Genomic DNA, 18,795 nt, shown 5'->3' with positions numbered 1-18,795 from the left:
AGGCGGAATCGTCGTTAGAGTCGAACTATGACCGATGCTTCATACCAGGAATCAACCCTGCCCACGGTTCACGATGTGTACGCGGCTGCTGAGCGGATCGCTCCGCATGTGCACCGCACCCCCGTTGTCACATCGCGGCGGCTGAGCCAGATCCTGGGTGCCACCGTGTTTCTCAAATGCGAGAACCTGCAACGGGTTGGGGCTTTTAAAGCGCGCGGGGCTATGAACGCACTGATGCGTATGGATCAGGCGCAGCGGGCCCGCGGTGTGGTTGCCTATTCGTCGGGAAACCATGCCCAGGCGATTGCGCTCGCCGGTCGGGAGCTCGGCATTCGGGTCACCGTGGTGATGCCGTCGGATGCGCCTCGCGTGAAGCGGGAGGCTACAGCTGGGTACGGCGCTGAGGTGGTGTTGTATGAGCGCGGCAGGCAAAGCCGGGAGGAGATCGGTGCTGCCCTGGCCGAACGTACCGGTGCGACGGTGGTGCCGCCATTTGACCACCCAGATATCGTCGCAGGGCAGGGAACTGCCGCCCTAGAATTCTTCGAGCAAGTCCATGACCTCGGGGAACGTCTGAATACGCTGCTGACCCCACTCGGCGGAGGAGGGCTGTTATCGGGAAGTTTGATCGTGGCCCGGGAGGCAGATCCGGGATGCGCAGTCGTCGGCGTGGAACCGGAGGTGGCTGATGATGCCCGGCGGTCTCTGGCCGAAGGCAGGATCGTAAAAATCGAGGTGCCGCGCACCTTGGCTGACGGGGTGATGACCCAGGCGCTCGCGCCACTGACTTTTGACATTTTGCGCGGCGCGGCGGCCGGGGTGCGTGCCCTGGATGCGGTGTTAACCGTGTCTGAAGAGAACATCATCCGGGCGATGCGGCTCATTGCTGATACGACGAAACTGATCGTCGAACCGACCGGGGCGCTGGGTATCGCGGCTCTCCTAGAACATCCTGAATGGTGCGCCGGGCAGAAGGTCGGTGCTGTGCTCAGTGGCGGCAACACCGACCTCACTGCCTATGGCCGGCTGCTCATGCAATAGCTCGGCAGCTCGCCGGGTCACCAGAATGCTCACGCGGTGGCCCGGCGACGTCGCGGTACGTCCGGAGCCAGCCGGGTAGCTACGGAGCCACCCGGCTGCCTCCAGTCTCTCCCGGCTACCTACGGAGTGACCATGCGGAAGACTTTGTCCTTGTGGCCGCATAGATAGTCGACGATATTCTGCGCGCTGATGCGTTCCAAGTCCTCCAGGGACGACGCCGAGTAGAACGAGGAATGCGGGGTCAAGAGCACATCATTGCGGCCGACCAGCGGATGGTGTGCCAGATCTGGGTGCTCATCGGCGAGGACATCGGCGGCATAGCCCCGCACCACTCCGGTATCGAGTGCATCCACCAGGGCGGACTCGTCAATAGCCGTGCCGCGCGCCATGTTGATCAGGATCGGGTGGCGGCGCATACGGCTAAACGCGTCGGCGTCGAAGTAGTTCCGGTTGCTGTCCGTCTGCGCCATGTGATTGACAATGATGTCAGAGCGTTCCAGCAGCTCTTCTTTGCGGACGAGTTCGACCCCAAGATCCTTGGCGATGTCAGGGGGAAGGTACGGGTCGCAGGCCACGACCCCCTTCACCAGATTCGACATCTTGCGGGCGGTGCACTGACCAATTTTGCCGAACCCGACAATGCCCAGTACCTGCTCCTGGGTCCGCGGCCAGGCCGGGGCCGCAGCATAGTCCCAAGCATGGTCGATATCGATGGCTCGCCCATAGGACTTGACGTGCTTGTTGAGGGCGAAAATGAACGCAATCGCCCCTTCAGACACATCGGCGGTGCAGTACTCGCCGACCGCGCACACCCCAATCCCGAGCTCCTGGGCAGCATCCAGATCGACCAAGTCAAAACCCGTGGAGTTTAGCGAGATGAACTTCAACTGTTTCGCGGCACGCAAGGTGTTGGCGTCCAGCGGGATAAAGGCGGTCAGCAGGGCATCGGCTGTGCTGAGTCGTTCCAGGAAGCCTTCCGGATGCTCCGGATCATAGGGGTACACCTCGATGTCGGTGTCCGGGCCGAGACCGTCGGTCAAAGTCCGGATCTCTAATTCGTGATCCGGCATCATCGAATCGGGCTGGTCGCTAATAAGAATCCGCATCACTGCCTCGCTCAGGGTCGTTCAATGGGTTGGGTGAGGCAGTGGGGGCCACCACCGGCGTGAAGAATCTGGTCGAAGGGAACCTCGATAATGTCGAGTCCCAGCGCCCGCATCCGGTCATTGATGTGCTTATTCTTTTCGATGGCAATGACCTTGCCATCGCCGATGGCCTGCACATTGCATCCGTGCTTAAACACATCCTCAGCGGCGACCGGAATAATCTCGAATCCGCGCCGTTTAATTGCGGCCAGGAATTGGTAGGGAAGCTGATCCACCACTGCCAGGCACACCTTCTCCGCGACAATGTTGAAGCACATGTCCAGGTGCAGGTTATCCGGCGGTACTTCGATGCCCAGTACCGTGTACCCGTATTTCCACAGCTGTTCGCGGAGGTTTGCGACACCGGCTTTATCGGTGCGGTCTACGAGGCCGAAGACCAGGGTGTGCTCATCAAGCATCCAGAAATCTCCGCCCTCCATGCACCCGGCGTTGACGCGGGCAATGATCGGAACGCCCATCTGCTTCAGCACCGATTCATAGCGCTCTGTCTCGACCTGACGGGCCGGATGACGGAAATGGCCGATAATCGCGCCTTCCTTGACCATGCACCCGTAGTCCCGGGAGAAGGTCATCACCTGACACATCGGGTCGGCGGGTACCCGAACAACCTCGACGCCATTGTCCTGGTATGCCTGCACGAGGGTTTCCCACTCGCGCACCATCACATCATTTTTCTCGGTGTCTCCCTTACGCATCCATTCTGCGGTGATCACGTTGATCGCATTGAAGCGATAGTGCTCGGGCGAGCACATCATGACTTTGCGCAGAACATTGGTGGCGTTGGAAACGTAAACCTTATCCTCTGACATTGATGAACCTTCCTCTTCGTTGAGTTCCTTGTGAATGAATTGGGATCAGATCAGGACCGCCACGATCAGGAAGACGCAGCACAGCGCGAACAACGCCACCACGTACAGCCAAATGAATCGCAGCCATCGAGCATAGGAAATATGGGCGGCTTGCAGACAGGTCATGAGCACAATCGAGGTGGGTGTCACCATCTTGGCCAGGCCCAGCGCCATACCGAAAATCGTGACCATGAGTGGTTCGGGAATGTTTGCGAACCGGGCCAGAGAAGCCATGATTCCCATGGTGGCTGCGGCCAGTCCGGAGGAGCTGGGGATCAGGCAGGCGATCAAGAAGTAGAACACCAGTGCCACAATCGCGAAGACCACCGGCGGCAGTGACGACAGGGAATCCTCACCCATGTGCAAGATGGTGGGGGTGATCTTGCCGTCATCCATCACCACTTGGATGCCGCGGGCCATCGCCACGATCAAAGCGGTGGGCACTAGGTTTGCGGCACCCGCAATGATGATGTCCACGTTCTTGTTTGCGTCATAGCCCATGACCTTGCCGATGATGAAGGTCATCACCAAGAGCATCATCGAGAGCTCAGCGAAGTACCAGGTGCCCATGGGGGTGATGTCCGAACCGAGAACTTCCCTAAGAACAGGGGTCTGGGCGATCCATGCGGCGATGTCCCCAAAGAACGTCCACGATGAGTTCAGGGACGTCCACGGAATGAGTGAGACCACCATGATGGCGAACGTCGCGATGAATAGACATAGCGCGGCCTTTTGGCGGCCGACCATGCGTTCGACACCGTCGGAGCCGGACGCCGCGAACTCTTTGATGTCGTCGTCGCGACGGAAATGCTGCATCGAACGGCTGGGGTTGGCCTGAACTCGCCGCGCATATAGGTAGATCATGGCGATGGCCACAGCGGTGAAGACTACGAACATGATGGCGCGCATGCCCATCCCGTCGCCGACAGAGACCCCGGCGATGCCCGAGGCGATGCCGACGCCGAACGGGTTGATTGTCGATGCCAAGCAGCCGACCTGCGTTCCGACCACCACGATCATGGCTGCGGTTACTGTGTCTAGCCCCATCACCAGCAGAATCGGCATGAACATCAGCAGGTAGACGACGCCCTCTTCGTACGCCCCTTCAATCGTGCCCATGATCGACATGATCGTGACCAGGACCGCGATCAACAGCAGCAAGCGGCCTTGGCTCGCCAAAGCTACTCGGCGCAGTCCGATCCGCAGAGCGCCGGTGCGATCCATCATCTCCAAGAAGGAGCCGAACAGCATCACGAACAGGGAGATGGGAATAGCGGCCGATATCGTCTTCGACCCGAGCATGCCGGTAATTGGCGCCATGAACACGTCCCACAGGCCCTGGGGCGCAGCCTTAACGTGCTGGAAGGTTCCCGCAATGGCACGCCCAGCGTCGTCGGTTTTGTAAGCACCCCCGGGAATGAACCAGGTGAGGACGGCAATGAACGCGATGATCAGGAACAGAATGACGTAGGTATTGGGAGCCTTGCGTTCTTTTTTCTTGGCTGATTTTGCCGGGGGCACAGGCGGCTGGGGGACGGAGGCTGCGCCGGACGCGGCAGCAGAAGCATTAGACATAACGTGGTCCTTGGGCAAGCCCGACCGGCTCTCAGGGAATGATTAAGCCGGCAGGGGCGGGAAGGGGTGAGCGTGCGGGGGAGGTGCTGAAGCTCAGCTCACGCACCTCCCCGCGACATCAGACGTGGGGAACGTACAGATTGCCAAGGGTGGCGGCCATGATGGCCTTAATGGAATGCATGCGATTTTCGGCCTGTTTGAAGTGCCGTGCATGGTCCCCGTAAAAGACGTCGTCGGTGATCTCCATTGCGGAGATTCCGAATCTCTGCTCAATATCCCGGGCATACTCGGTATCAGCGTTGTGGAATGCCGGGAGGCAGTGCATCACGATGTAATCGGGGTTTTCGATGTGGCTCACGAGTTCCGCGTTGACTTGGTAGGGGCGCATCAGGCGAACTCGTTCAGCGAACTGGTCCTCCTCGCCCATCGCCGCCCACACGTTGGTGTACACCACATCAGCTTTGCGCGCGGCTTCCAGCGGATCGTGGGTGACGGTAATGCTCGCCCCGGAGTCTTTAGCGAACTCCTGAGCCAGTGACAGGATCTCTGGATCGGGGGCTAGCTCCGGAGGGGTTGCATTCACGTAATCCATGCCGAGGATGGCGCTCGTGAGCATCAGGGAATTTTGAACGTTGTTGCGGCCCTGCCCGAAATAGGCGAGGGTGCGGCCCGACAGCTCACCGAACTCTTCCACGATGGTCATGAAGTCGGCGATCATCTGGGTGGGATGTTCTTGGTCGGTGAGCCCGTTCCAGACGGGGACCCCCGCGTATTTGGCGAGCTCTTCAACGTGAGCGTGCTGGAAGCCTCGGAACTCCAATCCGTCGAACATGGAACCGAGTACCAGGGCGGTATCTCGCACCGACTCTTTTTTGCCGAGTTGAATGTCAGCCTTGCCGAGGAATTCGGCGTGGGCGCCGAGATCCTGGGCGGCAACGGTAAATGCTGCTCGGGTCCTGGTGGAGGTCTTTTCAAACAGGAGGGCGATATTGCGCCCGGTCAGATAGGGGTGCGGAATGCGATGTTGTTTGAGTTCCTTCAGATGCATCGAGAACCCGATGAGCCAGCTGAGCTCATCGCGTGTGAAATCGCGAGTGGAAAGCAGGCTGCGCCCTTGAAAATGCGACGTAGACGTAATAGCCATGGGGAATACCTCAATCTGTCTGTAATGAGCAGAAGCGCACTCAGAGTTGAATGCCCCCGACGGTCGACAGTCCGACCGTGATCGGAGTGACCCGTCCCACGGCCTTGAGTGTCCCCTCCTTGGTGGACAAAGGTTAAGCCTTGAAGGGCTATAACCTGACGGGACCGAGGTCCCGCTAGGCATATCACGACTAATGCACCCTCACCGAAACGGTCAGGGTGCATTAGTTATGAGGGCAGCTTATTGGTCGATGCTCAGCTTTCGGCGTCGAGATCTTTCTCCAGCAGGGCTGCTAAAGCGGAGACCGCTTCTTCTGCTCCTTCGCCTTCGGCGCGCAGCGTGACCTCTTCGCCGTGTCCGGCGCCCAGTGTCATCAGCATAAGGATGCTGGATGCGCGCACGGGTTTGCCCCCGGCCTTTTCGATGGTGACCGCAACCGGCTGCCCGGCAGCGGCTTTGGAGAAAATGGCGGCGGGGCGGGCATGCAGTCCGGAGGCACTGGCGATAGTGACGGTGCGTTCTGCCATGGTGAAACTCCCTAGATATATGGTTTTTGTATCGCCGATGGGGTGACGACGACGGTAGGGGTCATGAACGTTGAGAGATTCGGGTTCGCGTTTGAAATAACTGAGCCATGACGCGGTGACCGGTGGTTCCGGGCTCGGCATGGACACCAGGTCTCAGTTATGCATGTATCAGTTATGCATTCCTTTCCAGAACGTTCAGGATCTCCTGTGTTGTGGATGCTCGCTGAAGTCGTGCGACCTGGGCCGGGTCATCAACGGCAACGGCGATTCGTTGCAGGAGCGATACGTGCTCATCGCCCTGGCCAGCGATTCCGATGACAAACGATACCGCGTCGCCGTTCCAGTCGATGGGATTGACATACCGTACGAACGACATGGCGGTGCGCTTAATGTGTTCCTGGGATTCGAGGGTGCCGTGGGGGATGGCGAGGCCGCCGCCGATAAATGTGGAGATGGTTTTTTCCCGTTCGATCATGGAGCGCACATAGGGCGGTTCAACTGCCCCGGCAGCGACCAGGAGGTTGCCCGCCTCGGTAATGGCAGAGGTGAGGTCCTGGGCCTTACCGTGCAGGACGATCTGGTTCGATTCCAGCACGGGTCTGGTGTACGTACTCATGGTGTCCCATCTGGTCGGGGTTTGCGAAGGGAAGATGGTGACTTGTGCCGACGGAAACCGGAGGCTCTGACTCATGCTGATGCGCGTGTGCGTGGCGCTCTCCGGGTAAGATGGCGCCGGGGGTGAAGACGTAGCGTCCGTAGGTGATGTAGCGGAACGAGGTGCTAATCAACTGGCCGATGATGGTGCCGGAAATATTGTCGGCCAGCTGGCTGTCAAAGCCCAGGACGTAGCGTGAGAAGCCGAGGCAGGCTAACTGGAGGAGGGTGGCGATGATATTGACCAGGACGAAGGCGGCGAGTGATCGGGGCGTGGTGCGCGCACCGCGATCACGAAAAGTCCATAACCGGTTTCCGATATAGGTGAGGATTGAAGCGAAGCTAATCGCAATGATTTTTGCGGTTAAAGGCTGACTAAATAGAACTCCTCGACCCCAACCACCTAACCCGATATTTCCGAGTATCCCATCTTCAACCGAGGGATCCCAGAATACGAGTGCGTTGTAAATTGCCGCGTCGACGAAAAAAACCAGTCCGCCGACGGTGAGAAATTTCAGGGTGGGTGCCAGATGTGTGGCGATGAGTTTGCGAAAACGTTCGTACCAGCCAGAGGACTTCTGGCGGGTACGAATGTTTCCGTGGCTCATGTGCAGCACATGATGACTGTAAACGACGTGCTTGTGTTCTCGGTGTGGTGTACCTGGGCAATGGCTGAGGTATCTCGGCATTGCGGATCTTTTGATGGTGGTGGGGTGGAATGTCACAGGGTGCCGGTACGATCGGGCGCAATGGAAAAGGTGGTCCGCCATGCAGCTCACGGGTGTGCCACCGGGCAGTTACGTCGTCGCGCCTCGGTTGGGGTGCTGAACGGGAGGTCGTTATGGTTCAGGTTGCGCTGTCTATTGCAGGTTCAGAAGCGTCGGGAGGGGCGGGTGCGCAGACGGATCTGAAGACTTTCCATCAGCTGGGGGTATTCGGCTGTGTGGCGCTTACCTGCATCGTGTCCTTCGACCCCGAGCACGACTGGGCGCACCGTTTCGTTCCGGTGGAACCGACGGTGATCGCGGACCAGGTCGAGGCAGCAACCGCCGTTCACACCATCGACACGGTGAAAATCGGCATGCTCGGAACTCCGGCGACTATCGAAGCAGTGCGAGAAGCCCTAGGGCGGCAGCCGTGGCGGCACGTTGTTTTGGATCCGGTGCTGATCTGTAAGGGGCAGGAACCCGGCGCTGCTCTTGACACCGACCGTGCGTTGAAAGAGAAAATCTTGCCCTTGGCGACGGTAGTGACCCCGAATCACTTCGAGGCCATGGCTCTATCTGGCATGGAGCGCATCGACACTGTGGAAGATCTCGAAGAAGCGGCGCGGCGCATCCACGATCTGGGAGTTCCCTATGTGTTAGCCAAGGGTGGTGTGGTTTTGGATGGCTCGGATGCTGTGGACGTGTTTTTCGACGGCCGCGAGCTTACCCGCCTGTCAGCTCCGAAGATCGGCCACGAGCGAGTCTCCGGTGCCGGATGCTCGCTGGCGGCGGCGATCACGGCGGAACTAGCGAAGGGAACCGAGCCGTTGGAGGCGGCCCAGATCGCAAAAGCTCTGGTGACCAGCTCCATTGAGAACCGCATGCAGGGCCGTGCCCCCTTTGACTGCGTGTGGCAGGGTGCATACCAGGCGTCCTGAGGTCCGTGCGAGGTACCCTGCGTGAAGCCACGTGGAGACAATCTGGGCTGCACAGGAGGGATCCCGGCTGCATAGGAGTTGCCCTGAGTTACGAAAGTGTCTCTACCAGCATAGATGCCGCAAAACTTGGGGTGTGCCTTCAGAGAGGGTACGGTGTCGGAACGCCTAGACGGCACACCATGGGAGGCACCATGATCGAGTTTGACGCCGTAAGCAAGCACTATCCGGGCGGCTCCATTGCCGTCAACAACTTCTCCCTCAGCGTTCCAGCCCGCGGCACCACCGTGTTCGTGGGTTCCAGCGGCTGCGGAAAAACCACCCTGCTGCGCATGGTGAATCGGATGGTTGAACCCACCTCGGGGCGGATCCTGATCGACGGCCAGGACATCCGGGATCAAAATCCAGTCCACCTGCGGCGCAGCATCGGCTATGTGCCCCAAGCCGCGGGCCTGCTTCCTCACCGCAGTGTGCTGGTCAACATTGCCACAGTGCCGAGGCTGACAGGTTCCTCCCGTCGAGATGCCTGTGCCCGAGCGAGAGACCTGCTGGATGTTGTGGGCTTAGACCCCTCGCTCGGTGACCGATATCCGAGCGAGCTGTCCGGTGGGCAGCAGCAGCGGGTCGCGGTTGCCCGTGCGCTCGCCGCTGAACCGAATATTTTGTTGATGGATGAACCGTTCGGGGCGGTGGACCCGATCGTGCGGGCCGATCTGCAGCAGGAACTCCTCAGGCTGCAAGACGAGCTCGATAAGACCATTGTGTTCGTGACCCACGACATCGACGAAGCGTTCCTGCTCGGCGATAACGTGGTAATTTTCCGAGTCGGCGGTGAGATTGCCCAGGTGGGTACCCCGGAAGAGATCTTGTCTGCCCCTGCCGATGACTTTGTCTCGGATTTCGTCGGCCTCGGTCGCGGCAACCGCACTTTGCGGATTCAAGAACGCCACGGGGTGAAAGTGGTGGTGGATTCGCATGGGCGCGCTGCCGGGATTCTCGACGGCGGAGTGAGCGCTGGACCCGGTGGTGCCAACGCCACCCCTACCGCGCATGAACAGGACGGCTCGGCCTGATGTGGCTGACTCGTAACTTTGACGTCATCACGTCGGCGACGCTGGCGCATCTCGCCCAGGCGCTACCCGCAATTGCGCTGTCGTTTCTGATTTCGGTGCCGCTTGCGAAACTGGCAAGTCGCACCGGATGGTTGCGGGGCACCGTGACCGTGGGAACCGGACTTTTATACGCGATACCGTCCCTTCCCTTGTTTATTGTGCTGCCGTTAATTCTCGGCACCGGTATCCGAGATCCACTGAACATCGTCGTCGCTCTCACCATGTATGGGCTTGCTCTGATGGTGCCGGCGGCCTCTGAAGCGTTCCGCAGCGTCGATGCGGATGTGCTGGCATCCGCCACCGCCCAAGGGTATGCGCCGCTGGCACGTTTCATGCGTGTAGAGCTGCCGTTGGCCGGACCGGTGTTGCTGGCCGGGCTGCGCGTGGTAACCGTCAGCACCGTGTCGCTGGTAACGGTAGGGGCTGTGCTCGGTGTCAACAGCCTCGGTCAACTGTTCACGGACGGAATTCAGCGCGGCATCCTCTCTGAAATCATGACCGGAATCCTCGCCACCGCCGTGCTCGCATTGGTGCTGGACCGCCTGCTGGTCATTGTCGGATTCATCGCAATGCCTTGGACTAGGCGGCGAGGAGGTGCGCGATGACTTTCGTTCTGAACGCTCTCAGCTGGATCTTTGCCCCTGCGAACCAGACCGGTGTGAACGGAATCTGGAACCGGCTGTGGGAACACTTTTGGTACACCGTGATTGCAGTGGCTATCACCTGCCTGGTGATGGTTCCGCTGGGTTGGTTAATCGGCCATACGCGCAAGGGTCGAGGCTTGGCGGTGGCCGCCACCGGTGCCGCTCGTTCACTGCCCACCCTCGGGTTGATCACGCTATTTGCGCTGCTGCTTCCACTCGGGTTGATGGCGCCGATGCTCGCTTTCATCGTGCTTGCGGCCCCGTCAGTGCTGGCTGGTGCCTACACCGGGATCGAAGCGGTTCCCCGGGTCGTGGTAGATACGGCGCGCGCCCAGGGGATGACCGAGTGGCAGATTCTCTGGCGGGTGGAGATCCCGCTGGGGTTGCCGCTTCTCATCGGAGGGATTCGCTCGGCAGTCTTGCAGGTGGTGGCTACGGCGACCTTGGCGGCCTATGTCGGAGCGGGTGGGCTTGGACGGTACGTCTTCCTCGGACTCAAAACCCAGGACTACACCCAGATGCTAGCCGGGTCCATTCTGGTTGTGGCGCTGGCTGTGGTGCTGGAAGTTGTTCTGCTCATCCTGCAAAGAGTCAGCAGGCCCGGAGGTGTTGACGCCCGGTAATCCTGCATCACCGGTCAGCTCTGCTGTCCCGGACACTCGCCCAGGTACACCCTGTATTTATGTATACCCGCCGAACCCACCGTCGACTATCCCGATCGCTCACGTAAGCGGCAACATCTGAGACCAGGAGAGACCGATGACCCCGACCGAGAAGATTCATCGACCATATAGCCGACGCGCCTTTGCCGGAGTTGTTGGGTCAGCCGCGATTACGTTGGCCGTGACGGCGTGCGGAGGAGGTGGCGACCCCCTTGCCCAGGACAAACCGACCCCGGCTGGAACGGCGGATGCCACAGATGCCATTGTGATTGGTTCCCAGCAGTACTACTCCAATGAGATCATCGCTGAGCTCTTCGCCCAGATCATCGAGCATGCGGGTCGCCCGGTGAAGCGGGAGCTGAGGATCGGTCAGCGCGAGGTCTACATGAAGGAGATCACCGCCGGGAAGATCGACGTCTTCCCTGAATATTCGGGTAACCTCCTGCAATACCTCGATAAGAAAGCCACCGCCAAAGATCCCGACGCGATCCAGGCGGCCCTGGGCACAGCGCTTCCCGACGGGTTGCGGGTGCTTCCCGCCGCCGCAGCCAGTGACCAGGATTCCTACAACGTCACTGCGGAATTCGCCCAGGACCACGGACTTGCGTCGCTGGCGGATCTCGCGAAAATCACGACGCCGCTGGCTATTGCCGCTAATAGCGAATTTGAGACCCGGCCTTACGGCCCCAGTGGGCTGGAGACGGTCTACGGCGTGAAAAATGCCTCGGTGACTCCTGTGGAGGATTCCGGCGGCCCGCTCACGGTGAAAGCCCTGCTCGATGGTGAAGTGCAGCTTGCCGACATCTACAGCGCCGATCCAGCAATCGGGAAAAATTCGCTGGTCACCTTAAAGGATCCCAAGCATCTGATTCTTCCGCAGAACATCATTCCACTGGTCAGCAAGAAGATCGACGACAAGCTCGCGGCGGCGATTAAGTCCGTGACGGATGCGCTCACCACCGACGAGCTGATCCAGATGAACACAGCTAGCGTCGATAAACAGCGCAAGGCCGACGTGATCGCGCGCGAATGGCTGGCGTCGAAGGGGCTGACCGCGTAACTGGGTCGGGCCCGTCCACGCCGGCCCGTCAAACAGCTGTGGTCAGTGTGGTTGAGTTACGTCAGCCGGTAATGCGGTAAGACCCCAGGTCAGTGCCGTGCGGCGATCACCGTGCGCAAGACACCGATGATTTCCTGAAGGTCATCTTCTGAGATAGTCAGTGGCGGAGCGAGTCGGATTGTGGATCCGTGGGTCTCTTTGGCGAGCACGCCGTGTTCGGCCATCGCCAAGCAGATCTCTTTCCCCGTGGCCAGTTTGGGATCGATGTCGACTCCGGCCCACAGACCGCGCACTCGCACGGACACCACACCGTCCCCGATCAGTGCCTCCAAGCCATTGTGAAATGGGGTTTCCAGCGATTTAGCGCGGGCTTGGAACTCTCCGGTCTCCAGCATGGCGACAACTTCGGTGGCAACCGCGCAGGCCAGGGGGTTGCCCCCGAAGGTAGAGCCATGGGATCCGGGGGTGATGACGTCCATGACGTCGTGGTTTGCCAGAACTGCCGATACCGGAATGATGCCGCCTCCCAGGGCTTTGCCCAGGGTGATGATGTCGGGCACGACGTGGTCGTGGTCAATGGCGAGCGTGTAGCCGGTGCGGCCAAGGCCGGACTGTACTTCGTCGGCGATCATCAGTGCGTGATGCTCAGTGCACAGTTCCCGGACCGTCTTGAGGTACCCGGATGGAGGGATCATGACGCCTTGCTCGCCCTGGATGGGTTCGAGCAGTACGGCGATCACATCCGGGTGATCGGTCAGCGCCCAGCGCAGCGCTTCAGCGTCGCCAAACGGTACGGAGAGGAATCCTGGGGTGTAGGGGCCGAATCCTGCGCGGGCGGTGTCGTCGTCGGAGAACGAGATGATGGTGGTGGTGCGTCCGTGGAAATTGCCGCCCATGACGACGATGGTGCCGCTGTCGGCGATGACCCCTTTCACCTGATGTCCCCATCGTCGGGCGACCTTCAGGGCGGTTTCCACGGCTTCGGCCCCGGTGTTCATGGGCAGGACGACGTCTTTGGCGATGAGGGCTGCAAGGGCATCGGTGAACGGGCCAAGGGTGTCGGAGTGGAAGGCTCGGCTGGTCAGGGTGATGCGGTCGAGCTGGCGCCGGGCGGCTTCGAGTAGGCGGGGATGTCGGTGGCCGAAGTTCAGTGCCGAGTATCCGGCGAGGGCATCGATATATGTTTTGCCGTTGATGTCGGTGACGCGGCAGCCGTCTGCGGAGGCGATGGTGATCGGAAGGGGTAAGTAATTGTTAGCGAGGTGCGAGGACTGGGGGCGATCGTCAGTGGTCGTCATAGCATCAGTGCTCATGGACTCAGGGTAAGGGGTCGATAGGTGCCGTGTTGGCCAAATCGTGATTCTTGGAGCTCAAAGTCCTTATCTGAATGCCCGCTGTGCGGGACTGTGGTGTGGTAAGTAAGTACTTTTGTATGGCCGTTCGCTACCCCATTCGCCACCCCGTCTGTTCACCCGTGGCCTGGAGCCTGGAGCCCGATGCCTGGAGCCCGCAGCTCGTAGCCCGCTGCGGCTTGTAGCCCGTACCCCAGAACACCTCTCATGCGTCTCATGGGGTAGCAAACCATCGCAAAACTCTAAACTCTTTTCTGGATATTGTCAGGATTAGCGCTTAGGCTCTGTCCATGAAGCTGAATGCAGACCTTGAGAAAATGTTCAACGACCAGATCACGATGGAGTTCCAGGCGGCGATTACATACCGCCAGCTAGCCATCGAAGCAGACGAGCAGAACCTGGTGGGCATGGCCTCATGGCTTCGCCACCAGGCCGACGAAGAGATCGTTCACGCCAACAAGTTCATCGACCACGTGGTGGATCGCGACAACCACGCGAGCATCGGCACCATCCCGGCACCCTCGCTGCGCCCAGGTCTAAGCGCCAAGGAGATTTTTGAGGCCGCTCTGGCACATGAAAAGAAGGTGTCTGAGTCCATCCGTGCGCTGTACCGCGCCTGCGATGCGGCCGGTGACCTCGACTCGCGTCCGTTGCTGAACTGGTTCCTCGATGAGCAGATCGAGGAAGAAGCGACCGCTAGCGAAATCCTCGGTCGAATCGAGCTGATTGGTGACGACGGTTCCGGCCTGCTGCGCTTGGACGCTGAACTTGGCGCCCGTCCGGCGGGTACCACGGAAAACTCCGGTAGCTGACGCTCCCACTCCTATATGGCGCGTGCCCCGAACCTCCATAGGTTCGGGGCACGCGCCATTTCCAGTTATTTTGCGGGGTGCCTGAGGTGGTCCATGAGGCGTGTCTGGGCTCCCTGTATGAGATCGCCTATAGTTCAGATCGGCTGCCCGACCCAGGGTCTAGCCACTGGTCTCGCGGTTTCCTCGTAGGCATCGGCCTGTTAAATCACGCGAGCCGAGACGATCCCATACCGGAGAAGTCCGGTGCGTAGGAGCCGTCGCGGGCAGCTCGCCGGGAGCGGGCCGCAGAAAGTCGCCGGATGCGCGCCGACCGACCGACGAACCACCGTATTCTGGCACCGATCAGTGAGAATATAAGGGCGACCACCAGCCAGTACGTGAGTTCTATGAAGTCCCCGGAGGGATCGACCCAGCCTCCGCCGATAGCGCCTCGGAATGCATCCACTGTGTGTGTGATCGGCAGGTAGGGGTGGACCCACTGGATGAATCCCGGTGAGGTGGCAATCGGGTAGGTGCCGCCAGCCCCCGCGACCTGAAGCGCGATCAGGCATAGCCCGATGAACCTGCCGATGGGCCCGAAGGTGGCGCACAGGCTGTGGTTGATCGTGACAAACACGATGGATGCAAACAATGCAATCCCCACGAAATGCCATTGGTTTTCGATCTGGATGCCAACACCCCAACGCAAAATTGCGTAGGCAATGATGGTCTGCACCACACCTAGGGCCCACGCCGGCAGCAGGCCTCCGAGGGTGGCGCGAATCGGGTTCATGCCCCGCTCCAACGCGTTGGCCCTAAACGGCGGCATCATCAAGAAGATGGCCATACCGCCCAGCCATAGAGCGAGGGACAAGAACAGCGGTGTCAGTCCGTTACCGAAGGTGGTGCCATCGTGCTGGCGTACGAAATCCATTGACACGGGCCGGGCTGCCGCGTCGGCGAGATGGTTTTTCTCATCGGTGGTGTACGAGGGCACATCGTTCTTCGCGGTGGCAAGGCCCTCGGCGAGCTTCGCAGCGCCGGAATCAGCCTGCTCGGCTCCGTCGTGCAGCCGGGTTGCGCCGTTGTGTGCGGAGTCGGCTCCGCGCTGAATCTCTGCGGCACCAGTGGCTATGCGGTTGTTGGCATCGTGTAGACGCTGTGCGCCGCCGCTGGCGTCGTGAACTCCCTCGGTGTAGCGATCCGTGCCGTTGGCGAGGGCGGCGGTGCCACGGTTAAGGGACGTGGCTCCATCGGCCAGGGTAGATGCACCCTGGTGAGTGCGCTCAGCCGCAGATGCGAGATTGCGGGCTCCGGCCGATACCTGCTGCGCTCCGGCGTTGAGTCGGTGGATGCCGTTAATAGCGTCTTGGGCTTGTTGGAAGGCACTCGGCACGACGTTTACGGCGTTGTGCGCTCGCCGTTGGAGGTCCGCCACGATCTCGCGGAGGGACTGCCGGTCGATGCCGTTGGAGGTTGCGCGAGCCCGAAGCAAGGTGTCGTTCAGTGTGCCGAGCTGGCGTTCGTGTTCACCCGTGGTGGATACCAGCGGTTCCAGCGAACGGGTCACACTTTCGACGGACTCTTTGGAATGATCGAGGACTGAGGTGAGTCCCGGAGCCACATCATGCATGTGGGCAGCGGTTTTGGATATTCCCTTTGCGGTGTCGCTCGCTGCGCTCAGCGTCTCGTGAGTGGTTTTCGCGGTTGAGGCCAGGCCGGAAGCGTCAGAACGCAGATTCTTAGAGTCGGTGCTCAGGGTGCTCAGGCGGGAGCAGAAGGCCACCGATGCGCCGGAGGCCGAGCAGTCCCGGGCGAGCTGGTCGGCCGATGCGGTGTAGCTGGTGACGTTGGAGCTGAGCGAGTCGGCGTCGGTGCTGAGGTTCGCGGCGGTTTTCGCCTTGTCCAGGGAATCCGCGAGGGCCTTGGCGTTGCGGGAGGTCTCTGCGGAGTCGGCGGTGAGGTTCTGTGAATCTGCGGACCGTGCGCTGAGGTCACGAGCGGTGTTGAGTGTGCGGTTGTGGGCATCGCGAACACCGGTCGCAACCTCATGAGCACTGCGGCTGGCGCTGTCGGCCTGCGGACCTGCCTGGCTGAGTGCGTCAATCAGCGTGTTGAGCGTGTTTGCCGTTGAGTCGATGGTCTGGTTGAGCTGGTCGGTGACTCGTTGGATCGAGCTGCGGGTGATACCGAGGTTGTGGGCTCCCCGTTCGATGTCGGAGGCTTTGGCATCGAGTTCGCGGGTGCCTGCTGCAACCTGTGCGCTGCCTGCCGCGACCTTGTCAGCGCCTCCGGCAAGGGCTGAGGTGCCATCGGACAGTTGGCGGGATCCCTGGGCGAGGTGTGTCGCTCCCTGGTTGACGGCGTGGGAGCCATCTCGAAGGCCAGCGCCTTGGGTATCGAGCGTGCTGAGGCCGCTCGCGAGCTGCTGTGATCCGTTGGCAGCTTGGGTGGCACCGTTGCTGAGGGTTCCGGCGCCGCTTTGAAGCTGGTTGAGTCCGACGATCAGGTTGTAGCTGCCCGTGGATAGCTGGCTGGTGCCGTCGTGAAGTTTTTCGGCGCCGTCTGAGGCGTGCGAGATTTTGTCGTGCATCGTGGTGAACCCGATGTAGACGTTTCCGAGGTAGTCCTTCAGGACGGATTTTTCCAGGGCGTCGGTGGTGGCGGTGGCGATGGGTTTGGTGAAGTTTCCGCCCACGTAGTTAATGGTGTCATTGGTGGTGACGGTCAGCAGACCGGGGGCGGCCTCGGCAGGATTTTTGGCGCCGAGGGACGCAATCTGGGAGGAGAAGTTGGATGGGACTTCGATGACGGCTGCGTACGTGCCGTTGGCAAGGCCGCGATCGGCGGTAGCTCGGTCGGTGCTGACCCAGGTGTAGTTGGAGTCGCTTCGGGTCGTGGTGAGGTTGTGGGTGAGGGTTTCGCCGACGTTGAGGTGTTCGGTGGTTCCGTCGGTTCGGGTGGTGGAGGCGCCGGTGTCTTCGTTGACGACGGCGGCCTGCATGTGGTTCAGGTTGTGGGTGGGGTCGAAGAACGACCAGATCATGAGGCCGGAATAGATGATCGGCACCATGGCCAGGCCTGCGACGAACAGGATGGTGAGGCGTTTGGTCCATTCGCGGGGGAGTGCGGCAAGAAGGCCGGAGTTGGCTGTGCCGCGTGAGGTGGAGGAACCTGAGTGCGGGCGCTTGGAGTCCGGGGGAGTGGGGCCGGGGGTCGCACGGGGGTGGACGGGACCGACAGAACTGCTCATTCCGCGAACGATACAAACCTGTATTGGATATGTCAATGTATCCTTAGTGTGTTGGCAGGCATCGACGAGTGAGGGGGACCCGATGGGACAGGCGGAGCTCACCGGAGTCGCGCCCCAGAACACAGAGGATTCGGGCAAGGGGTTTGGGCCCCGACGCCAACGCACGCGGGCTCGGCTGTTGGACGCCGCACGCACCCTATTCGCGGAGCGAGGAGTGGCCGGGGTGAGCGTGGAACAGCTCTGCGACGCCGCCGGATTCACCCGCGGCGCCTTCTACTCAAATTTCCGCGATATGGATGATCTGGTCGCGGCTCTCTTAGCGCAGCATCACGAGATCTTCGGCAAAGAACTGCATGCCGCGATCGCTGCATCCTCGGATGCCGCGGGCGTCCAGACCGAACCCGGCCCGGTACGTGACCGAGTCCAGGCAATCGTGCGCGACATCGTGGAGACACTGCCATCTCGGCGCACGTTCTACCTGGTCAGGCAGGAACTCGAATTGCACGCTATGCGCTCGCCGGAAGCAGCCGCAACCTGGAGAGCAGCTCGCGCTGAGTTTCGTCAGCTGATCGGTGAAGGCATACTGCGCGGACTAAAGGACTGCGGTTTGCGGCTACTGATCGATATTGACGATCTGGTGGATATCGTGCACGGCCTCGCGGACCAGCACATGCGGGAAGCATTGCTCGACGGACGCGATACCCGGTCATTTGCGAAACTCTGCGAGGTTCTCACCGAGGTGATCCTGTCGGTGACTGAGCCTCTAAATGGCTGAGCCTCTAAGCGGAGCGCCTGGGGTACGGACCGTCGATAATGCGGGTCGGTAAACCGACAAGCTGATCTGGGATCTGGGATCTGGGATCCAGGGCCTGGGGCCTGGGGCATGGATATGGTGGCAGTGAGGCCCCGGAGATCCATGCCGGGCTGGGCGTCTCACCATTCCAGCGGGCACTTTAGTTCACTTCTAGCTGTGCGAATGCATTTCTCAAAGACGTTCTTACCCCGGTTTGAGGTGTTGGCTAGGACTTCATGGATTCCGTCGATGATTAGGAGGAACTTTAGGGTTGGCGGCAGCCAATCAAGATCCGAAAGGCGTTCGTCGAACGCGTCTAGACCCAGGGCGTAAAAGTTCTCTGCGACGCAGCAGGAACCCTGCAACGTGACGAGACAGCATCCCGCCACGCCCTCAAAACAGCGCACCGACTCTTTAAACACGGACAGCGACTCAAAGACAGCCTCATCATCGACGCCTACGGGCACGCCTGCCGCATTGCCCACGAACGCGATAACAAGGACCTGGAGTCTGGGCGTGACAACCTGCTTG

At 60.5% G+C, this 18,795-nt stretch carries 18 protein-coding genes; 8 read left to right on the top strand and 10 right to left on the bottom strand.

What is annotated here, in order from left to right; translation table 11 throughout:
• Positions 1–27: 27 nt before the first annotated feature.
• The gene (locus BN1724_RS08330; protein WP_058234978.1) at positions 28–1,041 is read left to right on the top strand and encodes a pyridoxal-phosphate dependent enzyme; all 1,014 of its coding nucleotides are present in this window, start codon (positions 28–30) and stop codon (positions 1,039–1,041) included.
• A 119-nt stretch (positions 1,042–1,160) separates the two neighbouring features.
• Here the strand turns inward: BN1724_RS08330 and BN1724_RS08325 are convergent, their stop codons facing one another.
• From BN1724_RS08325 to BN1724_RS12640, 7 genes are all read right to left on the bottom strand, one after another.
• On the bottom strand, positions 1,161–2,147 hold the full coding sequence (locus BN1724_RS08325) for an NAD(P)-dependent oxidoreductase (RefSeq protein WP_058234977.1): 987 nt from the start codon (positions 2,145–2,147) through the stop codon (positions 1,161–1,163).
• Between the two features lie 11 nt (positions 2,148–2,158).
• Positions 2,159–3,016: a dimethylarginine dimethylaminohydrolase family protein gene (locus tag BN1724_RS08320; protein ID WP_058234976.1), complete on the bottom strand. Its 858-nt coding sequence runs from the start codon at positions 3,014–3,016 to the stop codon at positions 2,159–2,161.
• Positions 3,017–3,061: 45 nt separating this feature from the next.
• Positions 3,062–4,630, bottom strand: a complete 1,569-nt coding sequence (locus tag BN1724_RS08315; RefSeq protein WP_084252895.1) for a YfcC family protein — start codon at positions 4,628–4,630, stop codon at positions 3,062–3,064.
• 118 nt (positions 4,631–4,748) lie between these two features.
• Positions 4,749–5,774, bottom strand: a complete 1,026-nt coding sequence (argF, locus tag BN1724_RS08310; RefSeq protein ID WP_058234975.1) for an ornithine carbamoyltransferase — start codon at positions 5,772–5,774, stop codon at positions 4,749–4,751.
• 254 nt (positions 5,775–6,028) lie between these two features.
• Positions 6,029–6,301 (bottom strand): HPr family phosphocarrier protein, encoded by a 273-nt coding sequence (locus BN1724_RS08305; RefSeq protein WP_058235894.1) that lies wholly within the window; start codon positions 6,299–6,301, stop codon positions 6,029–6,031.
• Positions 6,302–6,473: 172 nt separating this feature from the next.
• Positions 6,474–6,896: a PTS sugar transporter subunit IIA gene (locus BN1724_RS08300; RefSeq protein WP_067635258.1), complete on the bottom strand. Its 423-nt coding sequence runs from the start codon at positions 6,894–6,896 to the stop codon at positions 6,474–6,476.
• Positions 6,862–7,563, bottom strand: a complete 702-nt coding sequence (locus BN1724_RS12640; protein WP_084252893.1) for a GtrA family protein — start codon at positions 7,561–7,563, stop codon at positions 6,862–6,864. The genes BN1724_RS08300 and BN1724_RS12640 overlap by 35 nt, the downstream gene beginning before the upstream one ends.
• Before the next feature lie 233 nt (positions 7,564–7,796).
• Here BN1724_RS12640 and thiD point away from each other — a divergent pair, with 233 nt between their 5' ends.
• The 5 genes from thiD to BN1724_RS08270 all read left to right on the top strand — a co-directional run bounded on the left by thiD (position 7,797) and on the right by BN1724_RS08270 (position 12,075).
• The gene (gene thiD / locus BN1724_RS08290) at positions 7,797–8,600 is read left to right on the top strand and encodes a bifunctional hydroxymethylpyrimidine kinase/phosphomethylpyrimidine kinase (RefSeq protein ID WP_058234973.1); all 804 of its coding nucleotides are present in this window, start codon (positions 7,797–7,799) and stop codon (positions 8,598–8,600) included.
• A gap of 191 nt (positions 8,601–8,791) precedes the next feature.
• Entirely contained in the window at positions 8,792–9,670 is an 879-nt protein-coding gene (locus BN1724_RS08285) for an ABC transporter ATP-binding protein (RefSeq protein WP_058234972.1), read from the top strand.
• Positions 9,670–10,314 (top strand): ABC transporter permease, encoded by a 645-nt coding sequence (locus BN1724_RS08280; RefSeq protein ID WP_157085827.1) that lies wholly within the window; start codon positions 9,670–9,672, stop codon positions 10,312–10,314. The genes BN1724_RS08285 and BN1724_RS08280 overlap by 1 nt, the downstream gene beginning before the upstream one ends.
• A complete protein-coding gene (locus BN1724_RS08275; RefSeq protein WP_058234970.1) occupies positions 10,311–10,976 on the top strand; it encodes an ABC transporter permease in 666 nt (221 codons plus the stop codon). Before BN1724_RS08280 ends, BN1724_RS08275 begins: the two co-directional genes overlap by 4 nt.
• Before the next feature lie 136 nt (positions 10,977–11,112).
• Positions 11,113–12,075, top strand: a complete 963-nt coding sequence (locus BN1724_RS08270; RefSeq protein ID WP_058234969.1) for an ABC transporter substrate-binding protein — start codon at positions 11,113–11,115, stop codon at positions 12,073–12,075.
• Between the two features lie 89 nt (positions 12,076–12,164).
• On the opposite strand, the gene rocD is transcribed toward BN1724_RS08270, so the two are convergent.
• The gene (rocD, locus tag BN1724_RS08265) at positions 12,165–13,388 is read right to left on the bottom strand and encodes an ornithine--oxo-acid transaminase (RefSeq protein WP_058234968.1); all 1,224 of its coding nucleotides are present in this window, start codon (positions 13,386–13,388) and stop codon (positions 12,165–12,167) included.
• A gap of 329 nt (positions 13,389–13,717) precedes the next feature.
• Here rocD and BN1724_RS08260 point away from each other — a divergent pair, with 329 nt between their 5' ends.
• On the top strand, positions 13,718–14,239 hold the full coding sequence (locus BN1724_RS08260; RefSeq protein WP_058234967.1) for a ferritin: 522 nt from the start codon (positions 13,718–13,720) through the stop codon (positions 14,237–14,239).
• Between the two features lie 205 nt (positions 14,240–14,444).
• Here BN1724_RS08260 and BN1724_RS08255 read toward each other — a convergent pair whose 3' ends face one another.
• Positions 14,445–17,471, bottom strand: coding sequence for a YhgE/Pip domain-containing protein (locus tag BN1724_RS08255; RefSeq protein ID WP_058234966.1), 3,027 nt, complete (start codon positions 17,469–17,471; stop codon positions 14,445–14,447).
• 82 nt (positions 17,472–17,553) lie between these two features.
• Between BN1724_RS08255 and BN1724_RS08250 the strand changes: the two genes are divergently transcribed.
• The gene (locus BN1724_RS08250) at positions 17,554–18,246 is read left to right on the top strand and encodes a TetR/AcrR family transcriptional regulator (RefSeq protein ID WP_058234965.1); all 693 of its coding nucleotides are present in this window, start codon (positions 17,554–17,556) and stop codon (positions 18,244–18,246) included.
• Positions 18,247–18,404: 158 nt separating this feature from the next.
• Here BN1724_RS08250 and BN1724_RS08245 read toward each other — a convergent pair whose 3' ends face one another.
• Positions 18,405–18,731 (bottom strand): hypothetical protein, encoded by a 327-nt coding sequence (locus tag BN1724_RS08245; protein ID WP_058234964.1) that lies wholly within the window; start codon positions 18,729–18,731, stop codon positions 18,405–18,407.
• Positions 18,732–18,795 lie beyond the last annotated feature (64 nt).

The organism is Devriesea agamarum, from assembly GCF_900070355.1.
Classification (GTDB): domain Bacteria; phylum Actinomycetota; class Actinomycetes; order Actinomycetales; family Dermabacteraceae; genus Devriesea; species Devriesea agamarum.
Note: the sequence above shows the minus strand (reverse complement) of the source record. Positions and strands in the feature narration are given on the sequence as shown.

Bases quoted from the DNA above. Each gene is read 5' to 3' on its own strand.
- BN1724_RS08330 (WP_058234978.1), top strand. From the start codon at position 28: ATGACCGATGCTTCATACCAGGAATCAACCCTGCCCACGGTTCACGAT.
- BN1724_RS08325 (WP_058234977.1), bottom strand. From the start codon at position 2,147: ATGCGGATTCTTATTAGCGACCAGCCCGATTCGATGATGCCGGATCAC.
- BN1724_RS08320 (WP_058234976.1), bottom strand. From the start codon at position 3,016: ATGTCAGAGGATAAGGTTTACGTTTCCAACGCCACCAATGTTCTGCGC.
- BN1724_RS08315 (WP_084252895.1), bottom strand. From the start codon at position 4,630: ATGTCTAATGCTTCTGCTGCCGCGTCCGGCGCAGCCTCCGTCCCCCAG.
- argF (WP_058234975.1), bottom strand. From the start codon at position 5,774: ATGGCTATTACGTCTACGTCGCATTTTCAAGGGCGCAGCCTGCTTTCC.
- BN1724_RS08305 (WP_058235894.1), bottom strand. From the start codon at position 6,301: ATGGCAGAACGCACCGTCACTATCGCCAGTGCCTCCGGACTGCATGCC.
- BN1724_RS12640 (WP_084252893.1), bottom strand. From the start codon at position 7,563: ATGAGCCACGGAAACATTCGTACCCGCCAGAAGTCCTCTGGCTGGTAC.
- thiD (WP_058234973.1), top strand. From the start codon at position 7,797: ATGGTTCAGGTTGCGCTGTCTATTGCAGGTTCAGAAGCGTCGGGAGGG.
- BN1724_RS08285 (WP_058234972.1), top strand. From the start codon at position 8,792: ATGATCGAGTTTGACGCCGTAAGCAAGCACTATCCGGGCGGCTCCATT.
- BN1724_RS08280 (WP_157085827.1), top strand. From the start codon at position 9,670: ATGTGGCTGACTCGTAACTTTGACGTCATCACGTCGGCGACGCTGGCG.
- BN1724_RS08275 (WP_058234970.1), top strand. From the start codon at position 10,311: ATGACTTTCGTTCTGAACGCTCTCAGCTGGATCTTTGCCCCTGCGAAC.
- BN1724_RS08270 (WP_058234969.1), top strand. From the start codon at position 11,113: ATGACCCCGACCGAGAAGATTCATCGACCATATAGCCGACGCGCCTTT.
- rocD (WP_058234968.1), bottom strand. From the start codon at position 13,388: ATGAGCACTGATGCTATGACGACCACTGACGATCGCCCCCAGTCCTCG.
- BN1724_RS08260 (WP_058234967.1), top strand. From the start codon at position 13,718: ATGAAGCTGAATGCAGACCTTGAGAAAATGTTCAACGACCAGATCACG.
- BN1724_RS08255 (WP_058234966.1), bottom strand. From the start codon at position 17,471: ATGAGCAGTTCTGTCGGTCCCGTCCACCCCCGTGCGACCCCCGGCCCC.
- BN1724_RS08250 (WP_058234965.1), top strand. From the start codon at position 17,554: ATGGGACAGGCGGAGCTCACCGGAGTCGCGCCCCAGAACACAGAGGAT.